Origin of the sequence: Dokdonia sp. Asnod2-E02, assembly GCF_045063915.1 — a bacterium.
In the GTDB taxonomy this organism is placed as follows: domain Bacteria; phylum Bacteroidota; class Bacteroidia; order Flavobacteriales; family Flavobacteriaceae; genus Dokdonia.
In genome coordinates this window covers 1,425,929-1,441,556 of the sequence record NZ_JBEFNX010000005.1, presented here as the reverse complement: position 1 = coordinate 1,441,556, position 15,628 = coordinate 1,425,929, and the positions used below count along the sequence as shown (strand labels likewise).

General features: G+C 36.2%; 15 protein-coding genes and 1 tRNA gene. 11 read left to right on the top strand and 5 right to left on the bottom strand.

Annotation, left to right across the window (positions count from 1 at the left end):
• Positions 1 to 83: 83 nt before the first annotated feature.
• The 3 genes from ACJJVM_RS06455 to ACJJVM_RS06445 all read right to left on the bottom strand — a co-directional run bounded on the left by ACJJVM_RS06455 (position 84) and on the right by ACJJVM_RS06445 (position 4,804).
• Entirely contained in the window at positions 84 to 2,783 is a 2,700-nt protein-coding gene (locus ACJJVM_RS06455; protein WP_405211148.1) for a M56 family metallopeptidase, read from the bottom strand.
• Positions 2,780 to 3,151: a BlaI/MecI/CopY family transcriptional regulator gene (locus ACJJVM_RS06450; protein WP_035326836.1), complete on the bottom strand. Its 372-nt coding sequence runs from the start codon at positions 3,149 to 3,151 to the stop codon at positions 2,780 to 2,782. The genes ACJJVM_RS06455 and ACJJVM_RS06450 overlap by 4 nt, the downstream gene beginning before the upstream one ends.
• A 264-nt stretch (positions 3,152 to 3,415) precedes the next feature.
• On the bottom strand, positions 3,416 to 4,804 hold the full coding sequence (locus ACJJVM_RS06445) for a dipeptidase (protein WP_405211147.1): 1,389 nt from the start codon (positions 4,802 to 4,804) through the stop codon (positions 3,416 to 3,418).
• Between the two features lie 131 nt (positions 4,805 to 4,935).
• Here ACJJVM_RS06445 and ACJJVM_RS06440 point away from each other — a divergent pair.
• Positions 4,936 to 5,017, top strand: a tRNA-Leu gene (locus tag ACJJVM_RS06440).
• 278 nt (positions 5,018 to 5,295) lie between these two features.
• Here the strand turns inward: ACJJVM_RS06440 and ACJJVM_RS06435 are convergent.
• Positions 5,296 to 5,679, bottom strand: a complete 384-nt coding sequence (locus ACJJVM_RS06435; RefSeq protein ID WP_299147848.1) for a helix-turn-helix domain-containing protein — start codon at positions 5,677 to 5,679, stop codon at positions 5,296 to 5,298.
• Between the two features lie 225 nt (positions 5,680 to 5,904).
• Between ACJJVM_RS06435 and nfsB the strand changes: the two genes are divergently transcribed.
• Genes nfsB through ACJJVM_RS06385 form a run of 10 tightly spaced genes read left to right on the top strand, consistent with a single transcriptional unit; the run spans position 5,905 to position 14,667 of the window.
• Entirely contained in the window at positions 5,905 to 6,558 is a 654-nt protein-coding gene (nfsB, locus tag ACJJVM_RS06430) for an oxygen-insensitive NAD(P)H nitroreductase (protein WP_405211146.1), read from the top strand.
• Between the two features lie 23 nt (positions 6,559 to 6,581).
• Positions 6,582 to 7,511: an alpha/beta fold hydrolase gene (locus tag ACJJVM_RS06425; protein ID WP_405211145.1), complete on the top strand. Its 930-nt coding sequence runs from the start codon at positions 6,582 to 6,584 to the stop codon at positions 7,509 to 7,511.
• 3 nt (positions 7,512 to 7,514) lie between these two features.
• Positions 7,515 to 8,363, top strand: a complete 849-nt coding sequence (locus ACJJVM_RS06420; protein ID WP_405211144.1) for a hypothetical protein — start codon at positions 7,515 to 7,517, stop codon at positions 8,361 to 8,363.
• A 29-nt stretch (positions 8,364 to 8,392) separates the two neighbouring features.
• Positions 8,393 to 9,016: a putative quinol monooxygenase gene (locus ACJJVM_RS06415; RefSeq protein ID WP_405211143.1), complete on the top strand. Its 624-nt coding sequence runs from the start codon at positions 8,393 to 8,395 to the stop codon at positions 9,014 to 9,016.
• 32 nt (positions 9,017 to 9,048) lie between these two features.
• Complete coding sequence (gene budA, locus ACJJVM_RS06410) at positions 9,049 to 9,906, top strand: acetolactate decarboxylase (RefSeq protein WP_405211142.1); 858 nt, start codon at positions 9,049 to 9,051, stop codon at positions 9,904 to 9,906.
• 7 nt (positions 9,907 to 9,913) lie between these two features.
• Entirely contained in the window at positions 9,914 to 11,485 is a 1,572-nt protein-coding gene (locus tag ACJJVM_RS06405) for a carboxymuconolactone decarboxylase family protein (protein WP_405211141.1), read from the top strand.
• A gap of 15 nt (positions 11,486 to 11,500) precedes the next feature.
• Positions 11,501 to 12,019, top strand: coding sequence for an ester cyclase (locus ACJJVM_RS06400; protein WP_215939403.1), 519 nt, complete (start codon positions 11,501 to 11,503; stop codon positions 12,017 to 12,019).
• A gap of 18 nt (positions 12,020 to 12,037) precedes the next feature.
• Positions 12,038 to 12,976, top strand: a complete 939-nt coding sequence (locus ACJJVM_RS06395; protein WP_405211140.1) for an NADP-dependent oxidoreductase — start codon at positions 12,038 to 12,040, stop codon at positions 12,974 to 12,976.
• 19 nt (positions 12,977 to 12,995) lie between these two features.
• Entirely contained in the window at positions 12,996 to 14,492 is a 1,497-nt protein-coding gene (locus ACJJVM_RS06390) for an aldehyde dehydrogenase family protein (protein ID WP_405211139.1), read from the top strand.
• Between the two features lie 40 nt (positions 14,493 to 14,532).
• Positions 14,533 to 14,667, top strand: a complete 135-nt coding sequence (locus ACJJVM_RS06385; protein WP_405211138.1) for a hypothetical protein — start codon at positions 14,533 to 14,535, stop codon at positions 14,665 to 14,667.
• A gap of 285 nt (positions 14,668 to 14,952) precedes the next feature.
• Here the strand turns inward: ACJJVM_RS06385 and ACJJVM_RS06380 are convergent, their stop codons facing one another.
• Entirely contained in the window at positions 14,953 to 15,627 is a 675-nt protein-coding gene (locus ACJJVM_RS06380) for a bifunctional 4-hydroxy-2-oxoglutarate aldolase/2-dehydro-3-deoxy-phosphogluconate aldolase (protein WP_035326842.1), read from the bottom strand.
• Position 15,628 lies beyond the last annotated feature (1 nt).

Below are 15,628 nucleotides of genomic sequence, written 5' to 3'. Positions count from 1 at the left end.
CCGCAAAGCTACATATATCTGTATTAATGGCTTTGCTATTGGCTTTGTTTTAAGAAATAAGCTGTGTGAAGTATAGCTTGTAATTATTCTTTGATTTTCACAAATTTGAAAGATGGTTTCTCTTTTTCAGAACCTCTTGAAATGAGCTGCATAGTATACAAAGGGTTTTCAAATAATTCAATCATCTCGTCGCCTGAGAGTAACTTGTCATTATAGTAATAAAGTGCTTTTTGTTGAAGTAGATCCTTATGGATAATCATTTTATTATGTAAGGTAGAAGTCTGCGTGCTAATATTAGGTTCCTTAGATTTAAGTATCGCTTCTTCTTTTGAGATTTCTTTTCCTTCAAATTCAAAAGTACCGCCATTTAGGGCGTGCTGTTCAACGTTTTCTGATAAAGAACCATCTTCATCATAACTTGCTTTAACTTTAAAATGATTGCTTTTTTGAGTTGAAACAGCGGCTTGTTCTCCATCTTCTTTAGCTTTAATAAAACTAGTTCGTTGCATTACGCGTGTTGATTTGTTGGGTTTGCTGTAACTAGTACTAATAGGAGTAACATTCTTACTATCAATATTGTTTTCTTCTAAAAAAGAAGCGACTGCTTTGTCTGTTGCCTCTGTAGATCGTATTTTTTCTGACACCTCGTCTATTGTACTCACTGTAAAACCAACCTTCTTAGGGTACGACTCTTGCGATAGGCTGCTAGCTGGATCTATTACTTCTTGATGAATAGTCTGGTACGTATTAGGATCTTTAAAAACGTTGCCCTGCCCTTTTTTATTTGAGAGGGTAGCGCCTACTTTTTTACTTACCTTAGGTTTAATTGGCTCTGTACTTCCTATGAAAGTTTTGGGCGGGTTGCTGTAAGGATACGGTGTTTTAATTTCTGTTACACCACCTTTTGCCAGGCGTACAGCTTCTTCATAGGTTACTTCTTTGCCATTATGGATAAAAAGGCTACCCAGTTTGTTCATTTTAAGTAAATGTTCTTCTGGAGATGGCGGCGGTGGCGGTGGAGGAAGCTCTCCTCTAGGTGCCGGTGGAGCAGGAGGTGGCGGAGGAATAAGGCGTAGACTGTTATTTGCCTTATACAATTGCGTTTGTCTAAAAACAGCTTCGGCTTTATTTATAAACTCTTTTGAGTTACCCTTAAAAATCATAGACCTCACAGGCGCTGCAAACTCTTCTTTTGTCCACCGGGCGGTGATATTATCTACGCTTTCGCGAAAGCTGTCAAGCGGACTATATTGTCCATTTATATAGATACTATCATTTCGTACCTCTATAACTAGTGCGTTTTTACCATTAAGTGATGCTCCTTCTACAAACTGTGTGGCGTAGGTTGAGGTTTGAGGTGCCTTGGTAGTTACGTGTTTTTGACTTTGCCAGTATGGACTAGTCCATACATCTACTCTATATCTACCATTTGTGCGATCGCCAATAGCGTAGTAAGGGAGATCATCTGGGTGGTAATCTAAAATAGTTTTATTTGAAATTTCCTCGTTGTCTAAAAATATGGCAAACAACGATGTGTTTTGCCACTTAACAAGGTCTTCATAGTTTGGTTTTTTTGATTTTACAAAATTTGCTTTTACAAGTGCATTTGCCTCAGGATCAAAAATTGTATTTTGGTCATCAACTAAATTTGAAGTGCAAAAAGTAACTCTACTAAAATTCCATAGCTCTGCTACGAGTAGTTGCTTTTCTCTTCCTAACTTGCTAGATACTCCTGGTCTACCTTGTATAGATAAGTAGTCGTAAACCGTTTCCTTAATAAGGTTCTCGATGCCTTGTATAGAGATAGGTTTTAGTTTGTAATAGAAATTACCTTCGGTGTCTAGTTCTAGCTCTAGAGTGTTTGTTGCACTATTCTCGTATGACATAATACCAGATACAGCATTTGGTCCCGATTGTGCAACAATAGCTTGATTAAAAAAGAGAACACACAAACCTATGATAGGAATGAGTAGTAATGCGCGCAGCATTACTTTTTTACGACTAAATGATTGTGATAACATAACGATTCGTTTTTTGGTTAATGAATAATTAAAAGGACTCTCGAGCGCAGTGTGATGAGTACTGCTTGCATAACTTAAGAGTATGTTTTGATATATAGCAATATTACTTTTATCTATTATAGCACCTTGATCTGCTAGAAATTCGTGGTTTAATTTTATAGAACTTTTAAAGAGCCACACCAGCGGATTAAACCAGAAAATGACCTGTATAAACTCTATGGCAATAATATCTAGGGAGTGCTTTTGGCGTACGTGAGTTGCTTCGTGAGCAAGTACTTCTGGAGCTATTTCTTGTTGTGTGTATGATTGTCTGTTTACAAAAATCCACTTTAGAAAAGAGTGTGGTACCATCACTTGCTCTAATAGGGCAAGCGTAAAGTGTGATGATGGGTGCAGCTCTGCCTGATGTATCTTTCGCTTTAAGCGCATAAGATTTACAATAAAACGTGTTCCAAAAATGAATACCCCTAGAAGGTATATTCCCCAGATAACGGTGTATGTGTAATCTACTTCGGTAACCTGAGGCACTTGGTTTGGAGCAGAAACTGTTTCTACATACTCTTGAAATATGGGAGTAATCTGCGGTGCTTCTGCTGCTTGGTATGTAAAGGTGATAAGCGGTATGGTAAATGAAAATACAAGACTTGCCAGGAGGTAAAATCTTTTAAAGTGGTGCATCGCTTTTCCTTCTAGCGCTAGCTTATAAAAGCCAAATAGGATGCCTAAACATAAAGCGCTTTTTAAGAGATAGATGAGTATCATTTCTTTTTGGCTTTAAGTTGGTTATCTATGATTTGTTTTAACTCCTCTAGTTCTTGCTGTGAGAGATCTGTCTCACGGGTAAAGAATGAAGCAAACTGCCCAGCGCTATCATTAAAGAAATTTTTAATCAGGCCATTTACGTGTTTTGAGAAGTAGTCTGTCTTCTTTACAAGCGGGAAGTATTCCCTAGAACGGCCGTACTGTTTATAATCTACAAACTTCTTGTCTTGCATACGCTTAAGTAGCGTTGCGATTGTCGTGGTCGCTGGCTTTGGATCTGGATATGCCTCTATGAGATCTTTCATAAAAGCCTTTTCCTGTTTCCAGAGCAATTGCATAAGCTGTTCTTCAGAAGTGGATAGTGCCATAATGTTCTACGGTGTTAGAATGTACTCTACAAATGTAGAATAATATTTTAATTCTACAAGTGTAGAGTTAAAATATTTTAAGATAACTGTCTGTAGCTGTGTCTTTTTACGTTTTCGCGAAAGCGTAATTACCCTCGTTCATCTTAGTAGGGGATAGGCTTCTGTCTATTGTCTGGCTTCGTTTTTTGAAAAATATTGATATAAAAAAAGCGCTTTAGTAATCTGTAAATTACCAAAGCGCTTTTTATTAAATAAGATGTAGTGCTATTTACTCATCTCTGTAAAATACTGGTAGAAATAGGGAATGGTTTCTATTCCTTTTAAGTAATTCCATACGCCAAAATGCTCGTTTGGTGAGTGTATCGCATCACTGTCGAGACCAAAGCCCATAAGGATTGTTTTACTTTTAAGCTCTTTCTCAAAAAGTGCCACAATAGGAATACTACCTCCACTACGTTGAGGTATAGGTGTTTTTCCAAAAGTTTGCTCATACGCCTTTTCGGCAGCTTGATAAGCCACATTATCTATAGGAGTGACATAACCTTGACCTCCGTGGTGAGGTGTTACCTTAACTTTTACGCCTGCTGGAGCAATACCTTCAAAATGCGTTTTAAATAGTTCTGTGATTTCTTCCCACTCTTGGTGTGGGACTAGTCGCATTGATATTTTTGCATATGCCTTGCTTGCAATCACTGTTTTGGCTCCTTCTCCTGTATATCCTCCCCAGATACCGTTTACGTCTAGGGTAGGGCGTATAGAGTTGCGCTCGTTTGTAGTGTATCCTTTTTCTCCATACACAGCGTCTATATCTAGCGCTTTTTTATACTCATCTAGTGAGAAGGGTGCTTCACCCATTTTATCGCGCTCTGCCTGTGTGAGTTCTTCTACCTTGTCATAAAAGCCTTTTACAGTGATGTGATTATTCTCATCGTGTAGTGAAGCAATCATTTTTGATAACACATTAATAGGGTTTGCTACGGCACCACCATACAATCCAGAATGCAAGTCACGGTTAGGTCCTTTAACTTCTACTTCTACATAGCTCAAGCCACGTAGGCCTGTTGTAATAGAAGGAATATCATTTGCAATCATCCCCGTGTCTGAAATAAGGATGACGTCATTTTCTAGTTTTTCTTGGTTACGCTCTACATACCAAGCAAGGTTTGCGCTTCCTACTTCTTCTTCACCCTCTATCATAAATTTTACGTTGCAAGGGAGCTTGTCATTTGCAACCATATACTCAAGTGCTTTTACGTGCATATACATTTGCCCCTTGTCGTCACAAGCACCACGTGCAAAGATGGCACCCTCTGGATGTTTATCTGTTTTTTTAATTACAGGTTCAAATGGTGGAGAATCCCATAGTTCTATAGGATCTGCTGGTTGTACATCATAGTGACCGTACACGAGTACTGTAGGTAAGTTTTTATCTATAATCTTATCTGCATACACAATTGGGTAGCCTGGTGTCTCACAAATTTCTACGGTATCGCAACCAGCTTTACGTAAGCTTTCGGCAACGGTTGCGGCAGTTTGATGTGTGGCTTCTGCATAGGCAGAGTCTGCGCTAACACTCGGTATTTTAAGGAGTTCTATAAGTTCGTTAAGAAATCTGTCTTTGTGTTGTGCTATATATTCTTTTGGATCTTGCATTATAATCTCATATTTGAAGTAAAAATACGAATAACGAATTGCAATTTTTATTAAAAAAATATTTTGCAATTGAAAAAATGTATTATATTTGCACCCCGTTACGAAGTAAACGAGTAACGATTTATTGAAATGCAGGCGTGGTGGAATTGGTAGACACGCTAGACTTAGGATCTAGTGCCTTACGGTGTGAGAGTTCGAGTCTCTCCGCCTGTACAACGAGAAAAGCTGACTTTAATTAGTCGGCTTTTTTTATGCGATAAATTTTCTGGACTCATTAAAGGCCTTTCTAAGGCTTTTTTTGATGCCTTAGAGGAAAGACTTTGTAGTATTGCTATTAGCGCTTTAAAATTCTCCTACCCTTTATTAAAAGGCAAAAAAATAAAGAGCATCCCCCGACACTCTTTATTATACACTCATTTTTGTAGTAAGCAAACTAATTCAAATATTTTGAGTGTTGTAAAGTAAAGGAAGTTTTTTTTTAAATAATCTCTCTATCCCTCAAACAAAAACTCTCCCTTAGTTTCTGCTGCGTGTAATCCCCAATCAACAATTAGATTTAGAATAGGAACCAATGTTCGCCCAAATTCCGTAAGGGTATATTCTACTTTTAAAGGTGGTTTTTTTGTAAACACTTTTCTGTTTACCATACCATCTGCTTCTAATTGTTTCAACTGTAAGCTCAACGTACGCTCAGTAATACCAGGAATTTCTTTACGCAACTCGTTGTAGCGTTTTTTACCGCCTATTAAGTGTGTTAGTATAACACTCTTCCATTTACCACCTATCAATTCCATTGCTGCACTCGTTGGGCAGTAAGATACTTTATCGTTGATTTTAATTTTTGGCTTCTTTTCAAACAGTTCTTTTCTGTCCATTTTCATAACATTTTAAAAGGTGCAAAGATAGTGCACTTTAAAATAGTGTGCAACTATACTTTTTATAGTAATTATTATTATATTTAAGTTTCTGATATACAGTATTTTGCAACTAATTTTAGATACTATACTTCTTGACCGTTATTGACGCGTATCAACTTCACGCATACATTTGTACTATAATTTTGATAGTATTAATAATCAATAAGTTAAATAAATCATAAAATGAATCTAACAGAAATATTAAACAAGCGTTACTCTGCAAAAGAATTTGATGCAACTAAGAAAATATCAGATGCAGATTTTCAACAAATAAAAGATGTACTGCGTTTAAGTCCTTCTAGTGTAAACCTACAACCTTGGCATTTTTTAATTGCAGATACCCAAGAAGGTAAAGAGCGAATTGCAAAAGGCACACAAGGATTTTTCAAATTCAACACACCAAAAGTCTTAGATGCATCTCACGTAATTGTTATCGCAGCTCGCACAGATGCAGACGAAGATTATATGAATAGCATTTTGGAGCAAGAAGACCAAGATGGTCGCTTTGCAGCACAAGAGTTTAAAGATCAAATGCACGGTGGTCGTATGCTATTTGCAAACATTCATCGCTATGACCTTAAAGATTTACCACACTGGATGGAAAAGCAAGTGTATTTAAATATGGGGGCACTTTTATTAGGTGCAGCTGCCTTAGGTATTGATGCTTGCCCAATGGAAGGTGTAGATGTAAAAGCCTTAGATGAAGAATTTAGCTTACGCGAAAAAGGCTTCACCGCTCTAGCAGTTGTGTCTTTAGGTTATAGAAAAGACAGTGACTTTAATGCAAAATTACCAAAGTCAAGGTTTCCTGAAGAAACAGTTATTACGCAGTTATAATCAAATTTAAAACTCTAGAAATTATGAATAAGTTTTTAAAAATAATTGGAGGAATTATTGGAGTATTAGTGATTGCTGTAGCAGTCATATACTTCTTCTTTCCAAAGGTTCTTGTAGACCAAACCAATGCCAGCTATGCTCGTGCTTCGGGTCTTGAGAAAAAGACGGTTGAAATAAATGGCTACACTGTTCATTTCTATGCAAGTGAAGGGGAAGATGATAAGCCAGACTTTGTTCTTGTTCACGGTATGGGAGATGATAAAAGTAGTTTTTTACAAACGGCTAAATTTTTATCAGAAGATTATCATTTAATTCTACCCGATTTGGCGGGTCACGGTGAAAATGAAAAAAAAGAAGGACTTGATTATTCCATAGATGGACAAGCAACATTTTTAAAATTTTTTTTAGAGAAATTGGGCGTAAATCAATTTAACCTTGTTGGTAACTCAATGGGCGGACATACCGCTGCAGCATTTGCTATTAAATATCCCAATGACCTTAACAACCTAATTTTACTAGATGCTGCGGGTATTAATATAGATGACCACGTTGTGTATGGTGGTTTTGGTAAAGAAATTGAGAATGAAGAAGAGCTGAATGCGGTGCTTTCACGTGTGTTTTACAAAGTGCCGGAACTACCAGGTCCAATAGCAGATTATATGATTGAAACGGTTAACAACAGTAAAGATTTTGTTGATGGTTCTTTAATTCCTGCAATTAAAAACGGAAAATATTTCAATCTAAAAGATGATGTACAATCTATAAAAGTCCCCACATTAGTCTTGCAAGGTAGACACGATGAAGTGGTAAAGTTTAATGTGGCAGAGTACTACAGAGATCATATACCCAATGCGAAGTTAGTAGTTCTTGAAAACGCATCGCACTCTCCACAATTAGAAATTCCAGAGGAAGTAGCTAATGATATTAAAAAATTCATTTCTAACACTAAATAAATTATGGAAGCAAACACAAAAATTGTTCACGCAGCTATCGTACAATATCACCGTTGGTATCTTTTTTATGAACGTGATATTGAAAATAAACAGCGACTAGAAAATCAGTTAGAAATTTTAGCAGATGATATAAAAATGAAATCTGGAGCTGGAGAAATGCAAGGCAAAGAAAATTATCCTGAAAGATTAAAAGTTTATAAAGGATGGAAAAATGCGCATCATATTCAAAATATAGAAGTTAATACATTAGAGAACGGTACTATTAATTTAGAAGCTGATATTATTTATCAAAATTTAAAGTCAGACGGTTCTAATGATAGTTATCCTTTGCATTACAGCACATTTTTAAAAGAGGTTCCTGGTGCGCTTTTACCTGTGTTTACAGAAATTAATATTAACCCTACTGGCGAGATTAAAGACCCAACGTTTGAGGATGCGTATCCAGAAAACCGAATGTTATCCCTTATGCACTACTGGCTCTTAAATATGGAACAGTTAGATGGTAATGTTGCGCCTTTTAAAGAGGTATTAGCAGATGGATTTAAACTTAATTTTTCAACAAATAGCGAACCTATTGTTACCATAGAGCAATTCGAACAATGGTTGAATGGAACACCAAAACAATTGAAGGAAAGCAGTCATTTTCCAGAGAACTTTACTGTAAAAGTAATTTCAGAAAAGGAATATGAAGTGAATGTAGATTTTGTTTGGAAAGGGATATCAAATGAGGGCCAAAAATTAACCGCAACTACTTCACACCATTGGATTGTAAAGGATAATCCAAATGACAGATTTGCAAAAATAAAAGAAGTTACAATCATTCAAAAAGTACCACTTACTCCATTAAAATAAAAGGCGATTCAATTCTAAAGAACATTATTATGAAAAGTACAATAGTAAAATTTACTGCAAAACCAGAACACAAAGACACCTTTGCAGTAACGCTTAAAGAAGCACAAGCGGCAACACAAAAAGAAGCTGGTAATAAAGAGATTAAAGTATTTGTATCTAAAGCAGAAGATAATGTGTTTTTTGTTTACGAACGTTGGGCAGACAAAGCTGCTATTACAGCTCACGATAACGAGCCACATACCAAGAAGTTAATGGAAGTAGGACAGACCGCCTTACAGTCGGCTCCAGATTTCTACTTTTTAGGCGATACAAATCCGCTTCCAGATCATTCTAAATCTGCAAATTCTGAAGATGAAGTATTTATTATTTTCTTCATTTTTAAACTAAAAACTGAATTTAGAGGAGCACTTCTTGAACAGTTTGAAAATCACATTACCCACACAAGAAAAGAGGAAGAAGGCAACATTCTTTTTGATTTATATACAGTAGATAATCAAGAGGATACCCTAGCAGTTTATGAGCATTGGAGAAAAGAATCTGATGTTTGGGACATTCACTTTAATCAACCTTATGCAGTAAAAACAGGCAAACTGATGGAAGAAGCTGTCATTGGTGATTTAAAGCAGTATATGAATTTCGTTACAGAAATTTAAGAGAAATCAATAATCAACTAAAAAGCACTCTTATGAAAAAAGTAATTCTATTAGTTTCCTTGGCAATTTTAGCTAGCTGTGGAAATCAGGACAAAAAAGAAGCAGTTTCAACTACAGAAACGCAGGATCACGAACATCCGCATCCACACAACGTTGATGATAACGGATTAGCACCACATACGGAAAACACCATTCATCAATATGCGCCAACGGTTGCATTGTTAAATAGTATTTATGAAGGTGATTTTACGCCAGAACAAATGGTACAGCAAGGTAATATTGGTATTGGTACCGTAAACCACCTAGCAGGTGAGCTGGTTGCTGTAGATGGTGTGGTATATACTATTGATGCGGAAGGCGGAATTAAAGAGGCTCCGGAAGATTTACAATCGCCTAATATGACGATGATAAATTTTCAACCTAAAAAAACGGTAACCGTTGAAAACATTGCCTCTTATGAAGAACTAAACAAAGAACTTAAAAAATACTCTACTTCTAAAAACAGTTTTTACGCTTACAGAATTAAAGGGGAGTTTGGATATCTAAAAATGGCATCTGCACATAAAGTGGAAAATGAAGATGTTTCTCTATTTGAATATTTAGATACAAGAGTAATGTATACTAGAGAAAATATCAAAGGAACTTTAGTCGGCTTATTTACGCCAGATTATATTGGAAACGTAGTGATTCCGGGAATGCACTTTCACTTTTTATCTGAAGATATAACACTGGGAGGACATTTAGAAGATATCAAGTTTGACAAACTTCAAGTAGAAATTCAAGAAATAAACCAAGTAAACCTACAGCTTCCTCAAACCGAAAAATTCAGAAACAAAACGTTGAAGCAAGGTGCCTCACCAAAAGCAACTGCAAAGCAAAACGGCAAATAAGAAGGTTATGAAAAAGTACATCATTTTAGTTTTAGCATTGTCTTTCTCTTTTGCAGGTATTGCGCAAAACACTAAAGAAGACAACTATAAAACAGGCGTAAAAATTGTTAATGAGGTTAATGGCGAAGGAGCTTCAAAAGGTTTGGAAACAGCTTTTAAAAGCGTCTCTCCAGATATGGCAGATTATATTATTCGCTATGGTTTTGGAGAAATTTATAACAGAAAAGGTATAGGTTTTAAAACCAAAGAATTATTAATAATTGCTAGTCTTACTACACAAGCAAATGCAAAGTCGCAGTTAAAGTCCCATATAAAGGCTGCCTTAAATTTAGGTGCTACGCCAAATGAGATTTCAGAAACTATGATTTTGTTAAGCTTGTATACGGGCTTTCCAGCTGCAAATAATGGCATATTTACTTTAAAGGAAGTTTTAGAAGAAACAAGCTATACTGCATCTAATCACATAAATACAACACAACAATTAGTTAAAAACTGGGAGTTAGATGGCTTTTCTATGCCTGAGTCTATTGTGGCATCACCAACAGAGAATTGGTTGTATGCTTCTAACGTAAATCAAAATAACAAAGGGTATATAAGTAGAATTTCAAAGGACGGAAAAGTTGATAATTATAAATGGGTAACAGGTTTAAATTCGCCTGCAGGCTTAGCACTATATCAAGACAAATTATACGTTGGCGATGGTAAGGAGCTACATATTATCAATGTTAAAAATGGTAAAGTCGTAAATAGCATTACTTCTCGAGATGTTGTGTCATTAAATGATGTGGTAGTTTCTAAAAACGGACAGGTTTTTATCTCCGATATAGCAAGTGGTAAAATTTTCACATTAGAAAATAACAAATTAGAAGTTTGGTTTCAATCCCCAGAAATTAAGCATCCAAACGGACTTTATATTCAAAATGAAGACTTAGTTATTGCAAATTTTGGTGAAGAATTGACTTTAGAAATTTCACCAAATAAGTTTGGCAGTCTATATAAAGTCAACCTAAAAGATAAAATGATATCACGGTTTAAAAGTAGTTATCAACTAGGAGCTTTAGACGGTTTAACTGCTGTTAATGATGGTTTTTTAGTAACAGGAGGTACGGTTAGTGACTTGTTTTATATAAATGAAAATACGCGACAATTAATTGGAAACTTCCCGAAAGGTTTAGCGGATATTACTATAGAAAACAATGTGTTATTTACTCCGGTTCTATTTAGTAATTCGATAGCATCTTACACACTTCCATCAACTATTAGTGAAGCTATACCTGTAGATGAAAATTGGAAAAGAATAAACACAAAAGAAGAATACTTAAAGATAGCTGCCGACAATTTTTATGGTGACAAAGACGGACAATCTGTTGCTACGCACGACGGACAAATATTTGGAGTTTTTGGAGGTAAAGTATTGACAGGTACTTGGGATTGGAAAAATAATTTCTTCACCAGAACCAGCAAAATCGGAAATATGGATTTAGGGTATGATGAACTTGTAATTGAAGTTACAGATACCAAAATGCGCTTAACACTTAAGCAAGGCAAGGGAATGACCGTTGTCTACAATAAAAAATAATTTAAAAGAAATATTATGAAAAAAATACAATTATCAATAATAGTTTTAGGCACATTTTTATTAGCCTCTTGTACAGACAACTCAGCTGAGTCAAAAAAGCTAAATGAAAATATCTCACGTCTTGAGACTCAAATATCTACTCAAAAAGAGGAGAAAGCAACCTTAGAAGCAAATAAAAAATTGGTAACAGATTTTTATCAAGACCTTTTCGGTAATCAGAATTATCAAAATATGGATAAATATGTAGGTCCGGTCTATGTACAGCACAATCCCAATGTTGCCGATGGTAGAGAGGCATTGCAAAAAATGCTTCCGATTTGGTTTAAAGATACTCCGAAGTATAAGCTAAATTTTAACCTTGTAATTGCTGAAAAAGACCTTGTTTTTGTGCAAGTAATTACCGAAAAAGACGGGAACAGAACATCTACAATGGACGTGTTTAGAGTTACAGATGGTAAAATATCTGAGCATTGGGATGCCTTCAATACTTTTAATGCGGGTGACAAATCTGCCAACGATAATCCATTATTTTAATCAAAAAAAACGTACAATATGAAAGCAATAGTATTAGAAAAAGCAGGAGGACCAGAAAACCTTCACTTAGCAGAAGTAGCAAAACCAGGCATAAAAAATAACGAAGTATTAGTAGCGGTAAAGGCTATTTCATTAAACCCGGCAGATGTAAAACCAAAGTATCAAGATAAGATGCTGAATATGATGTACGGTGAAAAACGACCTGTTATTTTAGGCTGGGACATAGCAGGAACCGTAACAGAAGTTGGTACTGAAGTCACCAATTTTAAAATAGGCGACAAAGTTTTTGGTATGGTAAACTTTCCTGGTGTAGGTAACGCTTACGCGGAATTTGTTGCTGCGCCAGAAGCACATTTAGCTATAATGCCAGACAACGTCTCTTTTGAAGAGGCTGCTGCTACAACCTTAGCTGCTTTAACTGCATTACAAATCTTAGAAGGAAGGATTAATAAAGGTGATAAAGTACTAATACAAGCAGGTTCTGGTGGTGTTGGTCATTTTGGGATTCAAATTGCAAAAGCAATGGGAGCTTTTGTAAATACTACTGCCTCGGCAAAAAATAGCGAATTTGTCACCTCCATTGGAGCAGATAATGCAATTGATTATCACACTGAAAAGTTTGAAGAAATTCTATCTGATATCGACTTTGTGTTAGATACGCAAGGTGGTGAAGTATTAGAAAATTCGGTAAAAGTTTTAAAAAGCGGTGGTACAGCCTATACAACAGTAGGTATGGATTTAGATGACTTAAAAGCATCAGCCAAAAAGGAGAACAAAACCGTTTCAGACATCTTAGTACACTCTAGTGCTGAAGATATGAACACCTTAAAAGAAATGTTAGAAAACGGTAGTATTAAACCAAACATTTACAAAACGTTTGCTTTTAAAGATATGGCTGCTGCTCATACCGAAGTAGAAAAAGGAAGAACAGTGGGTAAAGTAATCGTGACACTTTAGTATCAACTATTAAAACACAATGAAAATGAAAACACAAGATAAATTACCGAATTATACGAGAAAAATATTTGTTGGTGGCGAATGGAAAGACGGAAAAGGACCAGCAATCAAGGATATTAATCCTTGGAACCAAGAGGAATTATTCTCTTTAAATGGAGCTACTACAGATGATGTAAATGAAGCTTTTGAACAAGCAGCAGTTGCGCAGAAAAAATGGGCAGCGGTACTACCTCCTGAAAAGAGTAGAATGATGCTAAAACTAGCCGAAGTAGTTAGAAACCGAAAGCAAGAGTTTGCAGAATGGGCAAGAAAAGAAGTTGGAGCAACCTTAGCAAAAGGGTATTTTGAAGCAGAATTAGTAGCTAGCGTTTTTGAAAGTGCGGTGCATTTACCATTACAAGTAGAAGGTAAAATATTACCACAAGATATTGATGGCAAAGAATCTATAGCAGTTAGAAAACCATTAGGAGTTATCGGATTAATTTCTCCTTGGAATTTTCCGGGTCAATTAACCGCGCGTACTTTAGGTCCAGCATTGGCAGTTGGTAACGCTGTGGTGTTAAAACCAGCATCAACGTCTATAGTAACAGGCGGATTAATATTCGCTTCTTTTTTAGAAGAGGCAGGTTTCCCGAAAGGGTTATTAAGCGTTTTACCAGGTGGAGGAAGTACTATTGGTACTGCAATTACAAAGCATCCAATCTCTAAACTAATTTCGTTTACAGGCTCAACACCAGTGGGTCGTCAAGTTGGTAAAAATGCTCTGGAAGCAGATATTATTAAAAATATCGAGCTAGAATTGGGAGGAAACAGTCCGTTTGTAGTGCTTGAAGATGCTGATATTGATCAAGCGGTTGAAGCAGCAGCTTGGGGTAAATTTATGAACCAAGGTCAAATCTGTATGGCTATCAACAGAATTATCGTTGAAGATAAAGTCTATGACGAATTTACAGAGAAGTTTATAGCAAAAGTAAAGGCCTTAAAACGATTGGATATGAATGATCCGGATACGTTTGTAGGTCCTATTATTGATCAAAACCAGTTTGATACTGTTAAAGGGTTAATAGACGATGCAAAAGAACAAGGTTACAAAATGGCATTAGGTGGAGAAGCTGAAGGTTTACATATGCCGCCACACGTTTTTGTAGATGTAGACGAAAATTGCCCATTATTTCAAAATGAGATTTTTGGACCAGCAGTGTCTATTGCTAGAGCAAAAGATACGGAAGATGCGCTACGATTAGCAAATGCTACAGACTACGGTTTATCTAGTTCTGTATTTACACAAGACGAAGCAAAAGGAATGGCATTTGCACAAGGTATTGAAGCTGGTATGACACATATTAATGACCAACCAGTTAATGATAGTGCCTATGCACCATTCGGTGGAGTTAAAAACTCAGGGCTAGGTCGTTTTAATGGACAATGGGGTGTAAAATCGTTTACCGTAGCACATTGGATTACCATTCAGAAAACACCAAGAAAATATCCTTTTAAAGCAGCTGATTTTCAGTAGAATTTTATTGTTTAAAATTGAATGATAAACAAATATAATTATGTCACTCTCACGGGTGAAAAATGTACTTAATGAGTTGGAAGCAATGTCTTTCCAACTATCTAGTGGAGAATTAGTATCTATTAATTTTCTCTTGATTGCGGTAGATAAGGTGTTAAAACATTTTATAAATTAAGATGGTGTCTTGAGTAAAGTAGAGGTGATAAACTTCCATATATGGAATGTAGATGACTATAATCTAAGATCGCAAGTAGAAAAGCAGACTTTAATTAGTCGGCTTTTTTATGCTTTAGGAAGTCTTTGTGTGTAAGGCTTGTAATGTTTATGTTAGCTTCTTAAAAGCCTCCTAACCTTCATTAAAAGGCAAAAAAATAAAGAGCATCCCCCGATACTCTTTATTATACACTCATTTTTGTAGTAAGCAAACTAATTCAAATATTGTGAGTGTTGTAAAATCTTATTATGCTTTTTTAATTGAAGCTACAATGTCTAGCGCTTTTTTGGTTTTTTGTTCAATAGCTTTATAATCCCAAACACCTGTTGTCGCATCTGGAGCGATAAGTTTTGATCCCATACCTACGCAAGTAACACCTGCGTTAAACCATTCTTCCAGACTCTCTTGAGTAGGAGATACTCCACCTGTAGGCATTATAGAGGTCCAAGGACACGGGCCCTTTATAGCTTTTACAAACTGAGCTCCATATATCCCTCCAGGAAAAAGCTTTACTACCTCACAACCTAATTCTTCTGCACGAGCAATTTCTGTAAGAGACCCACAGCCTGGTGACCAGAGTACTTTTCTTCTGTTACACACTAAGGCGATATCTTCTCGTAACACTGGTGTTACAATAAAGTTTGCGCCTAGTTGCATATAAAGCGATGCTGCAGCACCATCTGTAATACTACCTACACCTAGTATGAGCTCTGGTAATTCCGCTTTCGCGAAAGCGCACAACGCATCAAATACTTTGTGGGCATTATCGCCTCTACTTGTAAACTCTATCACGCGAGCACCTGCACTATGGCAGGCTCTGAGAATGTTTTTACCCACCTCAATAGACTCGTTATAAAACAAAGGCACGATGCCTGTGTCTTTCATTGCTTGAGCTACTTCTATTCTTGTAAATCTTGCCATA

Bases quoted from the DNA above. Each gene is read 5' to 3' on its own strand.
- ACJJVM_RS06400 (WP_215939403.1), top strand. From the start codon at position 11,501: ATGAAAAAAATACAATTATCAATAATAGTTTTAGGCACATTTTTATTA.
- ACJJVM_RS06405 (WP_405211141.1), top strand. From the start codon at position 9,914: ATGAAAAAGTACATCATTTTAGTTTTAGCATTGTCTTTCTCTTTTGCA.
- budA (WP_405211142.1), top strand. From the start codon at position 9,049: ATGAAAAAAGTAATTCTATTAGTTTCCTTGGCAATTTTAGCTAGCTGT.
- ACJJVM_RS06415 (WP_405211143.1), top strand. From the start codon at position 8,393: ATGAAAAGTACAATAGTAAAATTTACTGCAAAACCAGAACACAAAGAC.
- ACJJVM_RS06380 (WP_035326842.1), bottom strand. From the start codon at position 15,627: ATGGCAAGATTTACAAGAATAGAAGTAGCTCAAGCAATGAAAGACACA.
- nfsB (WP_405211146.1), top strand. From the start codon at position 5,905: ATGAATCTAACAGAAATATTAAACAAGCGTTACTCTGCAAAAGAATTT.
- ACJJVM_RS06450 (WP_035326836.1), bottom strand. From the start codon at position 3,151: ATGGCACTATCCACTTCTGAAGAACAGCTTATGCAATTGCTCTGGAAA.
- ACJJVM_RS06445 (WP_405211147.1), bottom strand. From the start codon at position 4,804: ATGCAAGATCCAAAAGAATATATAGCACAACACAAAGACAGATTTCTT.
- ACJJVM_RS06435 (WP_299147848.1), bottom strand. From the start codon at position 5,679: ATGGACAGAAAAGAACTGTTTGAAAAGAAGCCAAAAATTAAAATCAAC.
- ACJJVM_RS06390 (WP_405211139.1), top strand. From the start codon at position 12,996: ATGAAAATGAAAACACAAGATAAATTACCGAATTATACGAGAAAAATA.
- ACJJVM_RS06455 (WP_405211148.1), bottom strand. From the start codon at position 2,783: ATGATACTCATCTATCTCTTAAAAAGCGCTTTATGTTTAGGCATCCTA.
- ACJJVM_RS06425 (WP_405211145.1), top strand. From the start codon at position 6,582: ATGAATAAGTTTTTAAAAATAATTGGAGGAATTATTGGAGTATTAGTG.
- ACJJVM_RS06395 (WP_405211140.1), top strand. From the start codon at position 12,038: ATGAAAGCAATAGTATTAGAAAAAGCAGGAGGACCAGAAAACCTTCAC.
- ACJJVM_RS06385 (WP_405211138.1), top strand. From the start codon at position 14,533: ATGTCACTCTCACGGGTGAAAAATGTACTTAATGAGTTGGAAGCAATG.
- ACJJVM_RS06420 (WP_405211144.1), top strand. From the start codon at position 7,515: ATGGAAGCAAACACAAAAATTGTTCACGCAGCTATCGTACAATATCAC.